The sequence below is a fragment of the Bacillus cereus group sp. MYBK14-1 genome (assembly GCF_051916885.1).
Taxonomy (GTDB): domain Bacteria; phylum Bacillota; class Bacilli; order Bacillales; family Bacillaceae_G; genus Bacillus_A; species Bacillus_A cereus.
In genome coordinates, this window is the sequence record NZ_JBQAHM010000004.1 from 225,337 (window position 1) to 238,596 (window position 13,260).

Here is a 13,260-nt window from a genome sequence, read left to right on the forward strand (position 1 = left end):
TTAATGTAGTTCTAACTTTACTTCGATTTTCTTACCGACATACCATAAAATAAAAATACCAATCGCTACAATAACTGATTTCACCGGATTATGAATAAATGACATTAAATCATGACCGATATACGTTAAAATAAAAATCATCACAAGTTTTCCGAATGCTAACGCTAGACCAAACTGTTTTACACTAATTCGGGATAAACCAGCGACAACATTTATGAGCGCTGACGGTGTAAACGGAAAACAAAATATAACAAAAATCGGTGCGAATCCTTTCCTTTCAATCCACCCCATTGCTTTTCGTACTCTCTCATGCTTATTTACAAACGAAAAGAAACGACTGCGACCAAAATGGCGGATGATGAAAAAGACAAGTAATGCACCCATTACTGATCCAAGCCATGAATAAAGAAAACCGAGCCAAAAGCCAAATGCAACAGCATTCGCCAGTACAAATACGATAAGCGGTAATGCTGGAATCAACGCCTCTATCATCGGTAAACCAATACCAAGAAGTGGTCCGAACGCTTTATAACTCTCAACAATATGATCCATATTTTCTGGTGAAAAATACTCTTTGATTGTCTGAAAATCCATTCTACACTTTACCCCTTTACTCTAAATACTATCCCTACTGTATCATTGCTTATATGAAAGAGGAAATGGTAGATACGACATATGGAGATGTATTTATTAAAGTTTCCATATCTTTCATAAGAATTCCTTCATTATTTAGCTATGATAATCTATCAATATTCGACAGGACGTGTCATTCGTTTTGTTATTTAGATTGTTTTTTTGATTTTTTCGGTAAATGAAATTACAATGGTGATTTTCTAAATATAACAATTACAACTCGGTTTTTCTAATATATCGCCTTACCTACAAAGACTGATAAAGTGAAACTTTAATCAGTGGGGATTTTGTTGATCCCCCGCTTAACTTCTTTGCTTTCGCTGAATTTTGAGGCGGGGGTCTTACTGCCCACAAATAACAGGATAAACAAAAAAGAATGGGGATTCCCCCATCCTTTCACACTTCGCCTTCCTTCACAAAATACACACTCTCATAAGCGGGTCTTAATGTTGATTCCTCTTTTTTATCAACCTCTTTAAAACAAGGATTCCCTTGTTTTTTCCTACGATCTTCATATTCAGTACGTAATTTCGCTGTACGATTTTGTTGATTTTCAAAACTAGTTTTTGATATCTCTAATTTCACAGCAAAGCCATTTATAAATCTAATAATAAGATTTCCATCTTTTAATTCTTTATTACTTTCAATATAAAAATGAGACAACCAAGCACACTCTTTTCTAGAGTAAGAATAGGTAGGGAAAAAATAAAGTTGATCTGCTGGACTAATCGCAATCGGTGCTTTATGTGTAATATGAGTTAACTCTTTCGTTCCTTCTTTTCTGCCTAAGAAACTAGAGCCATGCTTGCGGCAACTTCTTTCTATAATATCTAGAGGTTTTTGAAATACGAAAAAAGAATCATTCATTTCAACGACTCGCGTAACAATTTTCTTTTCACTTAGAATAACAGGAAGTAAGGCCATCGTATTTTTCGTTACAACATAATTTTCGACATAGCGTTCCACTTTACTTTCCATACTCCATTATCTCCTTTTTTCCATTTATATTAGCAGCTGCATATATAATTTTAGCATCTATGAAAAGGAAATAGCTTACAAGTTCCGCTTTTTTACAATTTTTTATCATTTATCAAACATTTGTTAAATAAAAAAATCACGATATAGTAATGTTTTAATTTTAAAGTTATAAAAACAGCATTTATACTACCTATAAATATTTATTACCCCTTCCTATTTTCACATCATGAAAACAATTAACTTTGCTATAATTAAAATGTAAATCCAATATATGGAGGGCCACTATGGAGGAAAAAGAGATCCAACCATCGATTCAAATGAAAAATAGTAGCGTCATTATCGTGAAAAACTCAGCTAGTATTATATTCGGTTTATTTTTCATTCTGCTATTCTTTGCTAAACCGTTTCGTAAATCAAAATGTCCAGAATGTAAAAAACGTGAGAAGAAAAAATCAGGACAAGAACAATAAAAGGCCTTCCTTTATGGAATGCCTTTTTACATTTGTAGTATCATTTTATTTATTCTTCTCCCTAAAAAACAACTATATTTTCTCCCAAGGTTCCCTACATCTTTTTTGATTTGTAATATGGTCCTTATATAAAACATGAGAAAGAGTATTGGTACTTGTTACCCGCTTTTAATTTTTATTAAACACTTCAAATTTGTACATCTTTATCCATCACTAACAATTCGTTAATTAGTTAACTTTGTAATATAAGTTTTGTATATAATGTCATTCAAAAACACAATATATATAAGTAGCTATTTATAATTACATTGCTTTTTATCGAATTCCAAAAAGGAGCTGTATACTATGGACAAAGAAAATCTCTTAAGCCAGCAGGTTAATAGCATCCCCTCAGATGCCCTGAATACCCCTAGCAAGGAACAAGAACAACTGTTAGAAACATCATCTCAAAACGTACAAAATTCCAACAACAACACTAACAAAAAAGATGTTACTCAAGGTCTATCTGGAAAAGATTTCCCCATTTCAACAGAGAATACAAATTTATAGTTATTTACTATCATACGCAGTAAATGCCCTTGCTGAACTAATTCTTCTACAAAAACTAATACGCATTCCAGATAATTTTTCACCAGTTGTAACATAGAAAAAGAGATTTAGATATAAAACAAGACTCTGAAAAAACTTTCTCCACAACAAAAAAGGATGGCATTAGCCATCCTTTTTTCTATCATCAACTATAAAATTATAGTTTGATTACGTTTTTAGCTTGAGGTCCACGGTTACCTTCTTCGATTTCGAAGCTAACTTTTTGGCCTTCTTCTAAAGATTTGAAACCTTCAGTTTCGATTGCAGAGAAGTGTACGAATACGTCGTTTTCGCCTGGAACTTCGATGAAACCGAAGCCTTTTTCGTTGTTAAACCATTTTACTTGTCCTGTTACTGTCATGATTATTTCCTCCTAAGAAAATACAAATTTTAAATTTTTTAGTCTTCCTGTCTAAAAAAAGAATCCACACATTATCAAATACGAAACATAAACTAGTTCTCACATACTTTTTCTCGTTCGTTTTCAGCACTTGATAACATATGGATTGCTTAATTTAACTATTCAACTGACATCATCATAGCACATTAAAATAAAATGTACAATCTTTTTCGAAAATAGAATTTCTAATTTTTAGTATTTCTTATAAAATATAATTATCTCTATTCTAAATAAGGAGGAGTTTATGACCAATAAAATTCCTAGAAAACATTAAAAAGAATTGAAGAGGATATTGAAAATAATAATCTTGGAAAAGCAAGAGATAGATTGCATGGCCTCATCTTTACATACCCAAATGAATTACATCTTCGAAAACAACTCGAAGATATTTATTATAAATTACAATATCCAGAAATGGCTGGACGTTACTGGTATCTAGAGGAGCATAAAGTGAAACTTTAATCAGTGGGGTTTTGTTCATCCCCCACTGATTATTAGTTGAACCAATCGGGCTTTTACGGGCAGTTGATCCTCGACTAACTTCTTCGCTTTCGCTGAATTTTGAGATGGGGTCTTACTGCCCACAAATAGCGGGATAAAACAGACATTATGCATGAATCATGTTTATTATTTGAAAAATCAATGGGAAATAGTCCTCATCATATTGCACGTGCTTTAAAGTTTAAAGGCGATTCTAACCATATAAAAGGTTTGTATAAAGATCAACCTTTATCTTCAGTGCAGAAGAAAGTAGCAGAGGAGTTAATTTATGAGTATAAAGAAACATGGCAAGATAAGCTAGTTCCTTTTTGCTGTCTAGCATTGCTTGCTTCCCTTCTCTTTTCTGCCGTTGTTGGTTTATTCACTATTTGGAATTGGATTTTTTAATCACAGGGGGAATTTTCACATGTCAAACTACGCTAAAGAAGAAAGGCTAACAGGGGGAAACGTCTCAAGCGTATATCGTTCTGAAAATACTGTTCGGCGAGAGTTAAAGCCAGGCAATGAAAAGATTCATAAGTTATTGCAACATTTAGAAAACAAAGGATTTCATTATGCTCCAAAGTTTTTAGGTGTAGATGAAAAGGATAGAGAGATTTTATCCTTTATTGAAGGAGAAGCTGGCAATTATCCTTTAAAAGAATATATGCGATCTAATAATGTATTAAAAGAAATAGCAAAGATGCTCCGCCTTTACCATGATGCTGTAAGTGATTTTCTGTTATTAGATGATTGGAAACCGATGGATCACACTCCAAATAACATTGAGGTTTTATGTCACAATGATTTTGCCATATATAACATTATTTTTAATAATGAGAAGCCAGTAGGGATTATTGATTTCGATGTTGCTGCTCCTGGTCCAAGACTATGGGATATCGCTTATACACTTTATACTTGTGTGCCTTTAAGTAGAGTGTATTATACAGAATCCGGTGAAGCTGTTCATTATGACTCATCGCAACATGCAGATCGCATTAAAGAGAGAATGAATTTGTTCGTTCAGTCCTATGATAAAAATATGGATGAAGATTACTTAGGAATGGTGTTGCTTCGATTAGAAGGATTATGTACATATATGAAACGAAAAGCGCAAGAAGGCGACTTGAATTTCCAAAGAATGATTGATGAAGGACATCTAGAGCATTATGAGAAAGATATGAAGTTTATTCGTGATCATAAGGCTGAGTGGAGTTGATTTAGTAATAAAGAAAAGGAAGTATCGTTTTTTGCCGACAACTCAATCTCTCTTTTCGAATCGTTTAGAAAATAACAAGGGGCACCTTTCAAAAAAGGTGCCCCTTCCTTTTATTTCGTAAACTGTGCTTCTTCTGTAGATCCTTTTAACGCTGTCGTTGATGAAGTTCCGCCTGTAATCACTTGTGCCACTTCATCAAAGTAACCTGTTCCTACTTCGCGTTGATGACGTGTTGCAGAGTAGCCGTGTTTTTCAGCTGCGAATTCTGCTTGTTGTAGTTCAGAGTATGCTGCCATGCCGCGCTCTTTATAGCCACGTGCTAGTTCAAACATACCGTAATTTAATGAATGGAATCCAGCAAGTGTTACGAATTGGAACTTGTAACCATAAGATGCGATTTCCTTTTGGAAGCTTGCAATTGTTTTTTCATCTAGTTTTTGTTTCCAGTTGAATGAAGGTGAGCAGTTATATGCAAGTAGCTTTCCTGGATGCTCCTTATGAATTGCGTCCGCAAATCGTTTTGCATCTTCTAAATTTGGTTCCGACGTTTCACACCAAACGAGGTCTGCATACGGTGCATACGCTAAACCGCGCGCAATTGCTTGATCAAGACCTGCATTTGTACGGTAAAATCCTTCTGGTGTTCTTTCTCCTGTAATAAATGCTTTATCAACAGGATCGATATCGCTCGTAATTAAATCAGCTGCATCCGCATCTGTTCTTGCAACGATAATTGTCGGCACTCCCATTACATCTGCTGCAAGGCGTGCAGAAATTAAATTGCGCACTGCTGTTTGCGTTGGTAGTAGTACTTTTCCACCTAAATGGCCACATTTTTTCTCTGAAGATAATTGATCTTCAAAATGCACACCTGATGCACCTGCTTCAATCATACCTTTCATCAGTTCGAATACATTTAATTGCCCACCAAATCCAGCTTCTGCATCTGCTACAATCGGTACGAAATAGTCTGTATCATCGCTTCCTTCCATATGCTGAATTTGATCCGCACGTTGAAGCGTTTGATTAATTCGTTTTACTACAGCAGGTACGCTGTTCGCTGGATATAAACTTTGGTCTGGATACATATGTCCAGAAAGGTTTGCATCAGCTGCTACTTGCCAACCACTTAAGTAAATCGCTTTTAACCCAGCTTTTACTTGTTGCATCGCTTGGTTTCCTGTTAATGCGCCAAGTGCGTTAATATAGTCTTCTGTATGAAGCGATGTCCAAAGCTTCTCAGCACCGCGACGCGCTAACGTATGTTCAATATCAATTGACCCGCGCAGGCGAATTACATCTTCTGCCGAATATGGACGTGTGATCCCTTTCCAACGCTCATCTAATTCCCAGCTTTCTTGTAACTTCTCGATTCTTTCGTTTTTCATTTGTTCCATCCCCTTTTCATTTTTTATAAAATTTCATAACCCGGTAATGTTAAAAATGGTACGAATTCATCATTTCGAACGAGATCTGTAAACAACGTTGTCGCCTCTTGGAATCTCCCTTTCTTAAAGGCTTCCTTACCAATCTCTCTTTCTATTTTTGCTAATTCTTCTTCTTTTAGCTCTTCCATTAATTCAAGCGTAATATTACGACCATCATTTAGCTTTCCACCTTCATGACGAATCCATTGCCATACTTGTGCTCTTGAAATTTCAGCTGTTGCCGCATCTTCCATTAAGTTATAAATGGGTGCTGCTCCCCGTCCGCTTAACCAAGATGCAATATATTGAATACCTACGCTAATATTCATGCGAAGGCCCTCTTCTGTAATCGTTCCCACCGGTACCTCTAGTAAATCGTTTTCTGTTACACATATTTCTTCACGTTTTCTAAAAATTTGATTTGGTGTTTTCATAATGTGATTAAACACTTCCATTGCAACCGGTACAAGTCCAGGGTGGGCAACCCAAGTCCCGTCATGACCGTCTAAAGCTTCGCGTTCCTTATCAGCACGCACTTTTTCAAAAGCTGCTTCATTTGCTTCTGGATTATTTTTAATCGGAATTTGTGCCGCCATTCCTCCAATTGCTGGTGCATTACGGCGGTGACATGTTTGAATTACTTTCAAAGAATACGAACGCATAAATGGCGCCGTCATCGTGACTTGTGCTCTATCTGGTAGTAAGAATTTATTATGATTACGGAAACTCTTTAAAAAGCTAAAAATATAATCCCATCTTCCGCAATTTAAGCCAGCAGAATGATCTTTTAGCTCATATAAAATTTCATCCATTTCAAACGAAGCGTGAATCGTTTCTAGTAACACAGTTGCTTTAATCGTTCCGTTTGGAATGCCGATATATTTTTGAGCAAATACGAATACATCATTCCATAATCTCGCTTCTAAATAACTTTCCATTTTCGGTAAGTAAAAGTATGGGCCGCTCCCTTTTGCTAAAAGAGCTTTCGCATTATGGAAAAAATACAAGCCGAAATCTACTAAACTACCCGACATATTTTTCCCATCAACTTGCATATGCTTTTCCTCTAAATGCCATCCTCTTGGACGTACAATGAGTACAGCTGTTTTCTCATTTAATCTATATTCTTTCCCTTTATCATTTTCATGTGAAATCGTTCCCTTTACTGCATCTCGTAAATTGATTTGCCCTTCAACTGCGTTTTCCCAAGTTGGTGCATTCGAATCTTCAAAATCCGCCATAAAAAGATGCGCTCCTGAATTTAAAGCGTTAATGACCATCTTTCTATCTACCGGTCCAGTAATCTCTACGCGGCGATCCTCTAAGTCTTTTGGCAGCTTGGCAATTGTCCAATCCGCTTCACGTATGTGTTTTGTTTCTTCTAGAAACTTCGGAAACTCCCCTGCATCAATTCTCTTTTGTTTTTCTACACGTTTTTGTAAAAGTTCTATGCGGCGCTCATTAAAATTCTCATGTAGTTCCTTCAAAAAACTAAGCACCTCAGGTGTCAATATTTCGTTGTACGCTGGTAACATTTCTCCAACGAGTGTAACCCGTGAAGTTTGCGTCGACATATTAGCATCCCCTTCTTAAACTGTTTTATAACAGATTTGATTTCATGTTTTATATTATATAACAAATCTTCAGAAAAGGAAGTTTTTTTTGAAAATTCATTTCATTTTTTTTTCAAAACGCCATTCTTTCGCGCTTTATTTCATACAAAAAAGGCCGCTGTTATACAACAACGACCTTTTTGTATTATTTTTAAATTTCACTTTGACTAGTTAAACTTTATTACTGCCCTTGTTCCATATCATGCAATATTGCTCTATGTAAAAACTGTGCGTATTGTTCTCTCGTTACCTTCATAGACGGACCGAATTTACCTTCTCCGATTCCCATTGTAATACCATTTGTTTGTACTGCACTAATTGCATTCGTTGCCCATGAATTTGTTGAAACATCATTAAAGTTATGAGATCCCTTTGCCTGTAAGTCAAAAGCATTCGTAAGAACTTGTGCCATTTCCGCACGCGTTAACGTCGCCTTCGGTCTAAAGTTTCCATTCTCGTCTCCCTGGAAAATTCCCATTTCCGTTAAAGCCAATATCTCCTCGATAAAGCTTGTTGAATTTTCATCAATATCTCCATATGGGTTTTCATATTCATCTTGTTCTTCCATATCAAACACACGGTAAATTAAAGCTGCAACTTGCTCACGTGTTACATTATCCCCAAAACCGAATATTCCATCGCCATATCCCAAAATAATTTCTTGTTCCGCTAATTCATGAATTGCCTCATATGCCCAATGCCCTTTTGGTACATCTTTAAATACAATTGTATTTGTTTTTTGCAACGGTGCACTTTCCGCTTTTACACTGTTACTCTCTGCTGAGAATAACACCCCACCCATAATTGTTAATGCTGTAGCTGTTTTTAATAATTTTTTGCTCATCAAATTATCTCCCCAATATGTATATGTTTTTTTAAAAATATACAGAATAAATGGTATAGTGACAATATATTTTTCGACACATTTCGTGACGGTTTTGTGAATCATATTAAACATCATGTCTTTTTCATCGGGTTGATTATAAAGCTTGTGTATAACCATAAAAATACATAAATACGAATAATAATTCTTTTTTAAACAAACAAAAAAGCACAAATATTTCTATTTGTGCTTTCATATTTCACTCTACTTCCAATCCTCTTTCAAATGATAATTAATAATCGCATTATTAATAAACTGAGCATATTGTTCTCTAGGTACAGGGCGATTTAATTCATACATGTCATTCCCAGTTCCTCTCACAACATTATTAGATTGTAACGCACTAATTGCATCTTCTGCCCAGTGGCCTTTTGGAATATCTTTAAATGTATGTTTTTGTTTCGTTTCAAAATGAAATGCTCGTTTTAAAATGACAGCCATTTCCGCTCTAGAGATTGGTGCTTTCGGCCTAAAATTCCCTTGGCCATCCCCTGAAAAAACACCACGTTTTGTTAACGCCAAAATTTCCTTTTTAAAAGTTGTTGTACTATCAGAAACATCTTTATATGGATTCGCTACTGGCCCTTCTTCTTTTATCTCAAGTGTTCTGTAAATAGTCCCAGCTACTTGTTCACGTGTTATAAGATCGCCAACACCATACTTCCCGTTTCCATACCCTAATATAATTTTATGATATGCTAAGTCCATAATAGCATCATATGCCCAAAATCCGTATGGAACATCTTCAAACACAATCATTTGTGGATACTCTTCCGCTTTTACAGGCGTCACATTCGTCCCTGCAAATATACCTCCTGCCATTGTCGCAATCATCATTACACCCAATATTTTTTTCTTCATTGTCCTCTCTCCCTATTTCATTCAAATAAAATGAACTTCATTGTTTCAGGAGTATTATTTTTTGGTGAATGTAAGATAAAATGTAAATCTTCTAGAAGAAATATTTCCACTACCTTTCTGCTTTATACTCCCTTCTTTCTTTTTCAAAAAGGAAGTTGTCACATCTAAGGTGTTATATACTAAAACATTCTACAATCTCTTTATAAACTCCTTTTCACTTTACAACTTCCCTTTATTGGCACCTAAAGGAGATACCTAGTGGAGGCTACTATATTCATGGTTTATATTTCAGAGGTAGCATTCCCCTTCACTGATAACTCGTTTTCGCTGAATTTTGAGGTGGGGGGTCTTACTGTCCAGCAAATAGCGGGATAAAAAAATCATCCTTTTTTCTTAAAAGAGGATGATTTTTTATCTTTATTAACACTCAAATATGCTACTACTTTTGAAGAGTAAATTGGGCAACTATTTGTTTTAGTTTTCCTGCTGCGTTATGCATATGTTCAATTGAAATCGAAATCTCTTGAACAGATTTTTCTTGCTGTTGAATAGACTCTTTTACCCTATCAGTTCGGTCAGATGATCTTTGAGAAATTTGAGCCATGTCTTCTGCAGAAGCCGAGATTTCCTCACTACTCGCTGCAATTTCATCTGTAGACATAGATACCGTTTGAATTTGCTCAGATACTTGCTGTACTTTTTCTGTAATTGTTCCAAATACTTTTTCTGTATGCATTACTACTTGTGTACCTGCCTGTACCTCATTATCTACTTTCCCCATCATATGTACTGTATGGTTCGTTGTTCCCATAACTTGAGTAATAAGATTCTCAATTTGTTTTGCAGAATCACTAGATTGTTCTGCTAATTTCCGCACTTCATCTGCCACAATTGCAAATCCTCTACCACTTTCACCAGCACGTGCAGCCTCAATTGCAGCGTTTAATGCTAATAAGTTAATCTGGGAGGTAATACCTTGCATAACATCAATGATTTTAACAATTTCTTCTGATTGTTCTTTCATAGTCTCTACTTGTTTCACACCGCTATGTACCGAATTTTGGATTGTATCCATCTGTTGAATCATTTGTTTCATTAATTTGTTACCACTCTCTGCATCTAATGCTGATTGAGCAGATAATTCATTTACAGAGGATGATGTATTGACTATACTCTGCATTCCTTGTGTCAACTCTTCCATCGCACCCGCAGTTTGTTCCATTGCTTGCATTTGACTCTCTGCACCATTTGCGACTTCTTCAATATCCATAGTGATTTTTTTGGCTGCACTACTAGATACTTCTGACGCAGATGCTACTCCGTCTGCATATTGGAATAGAAGCTGAATATTATTCTCTACTTCTTGCATATTTGTTCTTAGCCCTGCAATCATCTCATTAAAATTACTTACTAATACACCTAATTCATCCTTAGCAGTATAATCACCATGTACAGTTAAATCTCCTTCTTTCGCTCTTTCCATCATACGACTAACCGTTTGTAAAGGAGCAACTATAAGCTTGCTAATAATATAACTTACTATACATATAACGATTGTAGTAACTACTACAAGAATGATAAAGGTAATAACGGAACGATCAATCATTTTTTGCGAATCTTTAAATACTTGGTCAGCTAAATTTGAAACATACGATTCTAAATCCACTGCATAACCAGCTAACTCTATTCCCTTCGGTTTTAATTCCTTCTGAAATTCATTTACCATTTGCGGCTCGTTTGTTGCCTTCGCCTTTTCAAATAATTTCTTATATGTATCTTTATAACTTGGCAAAGATTTCTTCATCTTCTGAAACAGTTCATCCTCTTGCTTACTTAAATTAAAACCATCATCATATTCTTTTAATAAAGAATCATATTTTTTAAGATCCTTTTCAATATTATTAATTATTCCCTCTTTATTTGCCACTTCATTTTGTGATGCCGTAATTAACTCTAATAAGTTATATTCTAGTGAATTTTGTGTGCGAAGCATTCCTTCTAATAAAATTGCAGAATATTGATAATCATCTACTACAACCTCTGTATCGTGCTTAATCTTATTAATAGAATGAATTGCTACACTGCTTATAATTACCATACCTAAAACTGCTAATGAAATAAGCGCTAATAATTTATATTTCACTTTTAAATTTTGTAAAAAATACATTTTTTCACCTTTATTCCTTTATATATAGATTTTTAGAATTTTATAGCTTATTATTTACAAAATCGCAATAAAAAGCAATGATAAATATTCCCAATATGAAACTTATATCTCTATAAAAAAAAGTAGCCATAATAGCTACTCCTTTTTTCTTTGTTTCTCATATTGTTCAAACGTATGAATTCTTTCAAAAATTGGTGGGTGCGTGTATAAGAAAAATTTCACTAACGCAGGCGGATTCACTTGGCTTAAACTTGTTTTTGATAAATATTGAAAAGTTTTCACACCAGATTTTCCGTCCTTCGTCATATTTAAAGCATATTGATCTGCCGCTCTTTCTTCTATACGTGAAACATAGTTTGTTGCTGGTTGTACTGCAAATGAGAGTATAGAAGAAATTAAGAAAAATAAAGGTAAAATGGAGAAACATGCCACTTTTGAAATTTGCAATGTATCTCCCCATTTGCGAATACACATATTTATAATACGACTAATTAAAAACATACCTATAAACGATAGCAATACATAACTTGCAACGCCAAAATATATATGTTTCATAACATAATGCCCCATTTCATGGGCCATTATAAATAAAATCTCTTTATCTTTTAACTGCTTAAGCGTTGTATCCCACATTACAATACGGGCGTTAGGGCCAATTCCTGTTACGTAAGCATTTAATGCATTCGTTTTTTCTGACATATTTACTTCATATACGTGTTTAGCAGGAATGTCCGCTTTGTCTGCTATCGCTAAAATTTTCGTTTCTAATTCTTTATTTTTCAGCGTCGAGAAGTCGTTATAAAGCGGATCAATAACGACAGGCTGTATGAATGTTAAAAAGATTGTAAATGGAACAGAGAGCGCCCATCCTGCTAGCCACCATCTCTTCGGAAATTTACGGATAAGCCATAATAGAACGGTAACTACGATTAACATAGTCGCATAACTTTCCCAAAAACCGATAACATGATCTTTTATCCAGCTTTGTGTACTTTGCGTTGAAATGCCGTAATCAACGGACACTTTCCGGCCAATCCATTGCATCGGTAAGGCAAGCACTGTTGTCAATAATGATAAATAAAAGAAATAAATCGCAACTTGCAAAACACTTATTTTAGTCGTTTCCTTCGACCATTTCTCAAACTTTCTTGAAATACCTAGCACAAGTACAAATAATAAAATAATCCATTCAAGAGGCGTCGCTAAAAAGTATAGTAAATTTTTCACGCGCGAATAATCTTGGCTTAGCGTAAGCTCTCTAGCACTCATAAACGTTTCTGGATCTGCACTCGTTCCCTTATACATGTCCGGAATAAGTTCATGATTCCATCCAAATAAATACCAATATATAAGTAACGCAAATCCAACGTACAAAAAAAGCGACCAACCGATAACCTTCCTCACGCTATTCCCTCCTCTATGCTGCCTGTCTATTATTATTGTAAGTTCGTACACGCTAAATTAGAACAAGCTTATTATGTGAATTGCTCTGGATCTTTTTATTTACATAAAAAAACTCTTCTACATAAGAAGAGTTTTAC

The 13,260-nt window shown here is 35.0% G+C and carries 12 protein-coding genes and 2 pseudogenes; 4 read left to right on the forward strand and 10 right to left on the reverse strand.

Features of this window, described 5'->3' with window-relative positions; genetic code table 11:
* Both ACTFR3_RS14060 and ACTFR3_RS14065 read right to left on the reverse strand, forming a co-directional pair.
* Positions 1 to 594, reverse strand: a complete 594-nt coding sequence (locus ACTFR3_RS14060; protein WP_000347517.1) for a TVP38/TMEM64 family protein — start codon at positions 592 to 594, stop codon at positions 1 to 3.
* A gap of 435 nt (positions 595 to 1,029) precedes the next feature.
* Positions 1,030 to 1,611 (reverse strand): competence protein ComK, encoded by a 582-nt coding sequence (locus ACTFR3_RS14065; RefSeq protein ID WP_000444443.1) that lies wholly within the window; start codon positions 1,609 to 1,611, stop codon positions 1,030 to 1,032.
* Between the two features lie 284 nt (positions 1,612 to 1,895).
* On the opposite strand from ACTFR3_RS14065, the gene ACTFR3_RS14070 reads away from it, so the two are divergent.
* Positions 1,896 to 2,081, forward strand: coding sequence for a hypothetical protein (locus ACTFR3_RS14070; protein WP_000391373.1), 186 nt, complete (start codon positions 1,896 to 1,898; stop codon positions 2,079 to 2,081).
* Positions 2,082 to 2,426: 345 nt separating this feature from the next.
* A complete protein-coding gene (locus ACTFR3_RS14075) occupies positions 2,427 to 2,630 on the forward strand; it encodes a hypothetical protein (RefSeq protein WP_000356916.1) in 204 nt (67 codons plus the stop codon).
* Between the two features lie 196 nt (positions 2,631 to 2,826).
* Here the strand turns inward: ACTFR3_RS14075 and cspA are convergent, their stop codons facing one another.
* On the reverse strand, positions 2,827 to 3,030 hold the full coding sequence (gene cspA, locus ACTFR3_RS14080) for an RNA chaperone/antiterminator CspA (RefSeq protein ID WP_000218989.1): 204 nt from the start codon (positions 3,028 to 3,030) through the stop codon (positions 2,827 to 2,829).
* Between the two features lie 330 nt (positions 3,031 to 3,360).
* On the opposite strand from cspA, the pseudogene ACTFR3_RS14085 reads away from it, so the two are divergent.
* Both ACTFR3_RS14085 and ACTFR3_RS14090 read left to right on the forward strand, forming a co-directional pair.
* A pseudogene (locus tag ACTFR3_RS14085) lies at positions 3,361 to 3,957 on the forward strand (DUF6584 family protein).
* 19 nt (positions 3,958 to 3,976) lie between these two features.
* Positions 3,977 to 4,768, forward strand: a complete 792-nt coding sequence (locus ACTFR3_RS14090) for a phosphotransferase (protein ID WP_065211708.1) — start codon at positions 3,977 to 3,979, stop codon at positions 4,766 to 4,768.
* Positions 4,769 to 4,878: 110 nt separating this feature from the next.
* Here the strand turns inward: ACTFR3_RS14090 and aceA are convergent, their stop codons facing one another.
* From aceA to ACTFR3_RS14125, 7 genes and pseudogenes are all read right to left on the reverse strand, one after another.
* Positions 4,879 to 6,156 (reverse strand): isocitrate lyase, encoded by a 1,278-nt coding sequence (gene aceA / locus ACTFR3_RS14095; RefSeq protein WP_000787346.1) that lies wholly within the window; start codon positions 6,154 to 6,156, stop codon positions 4,879 to 4,881.
* A gap of 23 nt (positions 6,157 to 6,179) precedes the next feature.
* Positions 6,180 to 7,769, reverse strand: coding sequence for a malate synthase A (gene aceB / locus ACTFR3_RS14100; protein ID WP_000107336.1), 1,590 nt, complete (start codon positions 7,767 to 7,769; stop codon positions 6,180 to 6,182).
* A 220-nt stretch (positions 7,770 to 7,989) separates the two neighbouring features.
* Positions 7,990 to 8,757 carry an S-layer homology domain-containing protein gene (locus ACTFR3_RS14105; RefSeq protein ID WP_130055524.1) on the reverse strand — a complete coding sequence of 256 codons (768 nt, stop codon included), beginning with the start codon at positions 8,755 to 8,757 and terminating at the stop codon, positions 7,990 to 7,992.
* A gap of 138 nt (positions 8,758 to 8,895) precedes the next feature.
* Positions 8,896 to 9,552 (reverse strand): S-layer homology domain-containing protein, encoded by a 657-nt coding sequence (locus ACTFR3_RS14110; protein WP_000727102.1) that lies wholly within the window; start codon positions 9,550 to 9,552, stop codon positions 8,896 to 8,898.
* A gap of 439 nt (positions 9,553 to 9,991) precedes the next feature.
* Positions 9,992 to 10,945 (reverse strand): methyl-accepting chemotaxis protein, encoded by a 954-nt coding sequence (locus ACTFR3_RS14115; RefSeq protein WP_406790044.1) that lies wholly within the window; start codon positions 10,943 to 10,945, stop codon positions 9,992 to 9,994.
* Positions 10,940 to 11,719: pseudogene (locus ACTFR3_RS14120) on the reverse strand (MCP four helix bundle domain-containing protein); the annotation flags it as partial. The gene ACTFR3_RS14115 and the pseudogene ACTFR3_RS14120, both read right to left, overlap by 6 nt.
* 135 nt (positions 11,720 to 11,854) lie before the next feature.
* On the reverse strand, positions 11,855 to 13,123 hold the full coding sequence (locus ACTFR3_RS14125) for a M48 family metallopeptidase (RefSeq protein WP_001233316.1): 1,269 nt from the start codon (positions 13,121 to 13,123) through the stop codon (positions 11,855 to 11,857).
* Between the last annotated feature and the right edge of the window lie 137 nt (positions 13,124 to 13,260).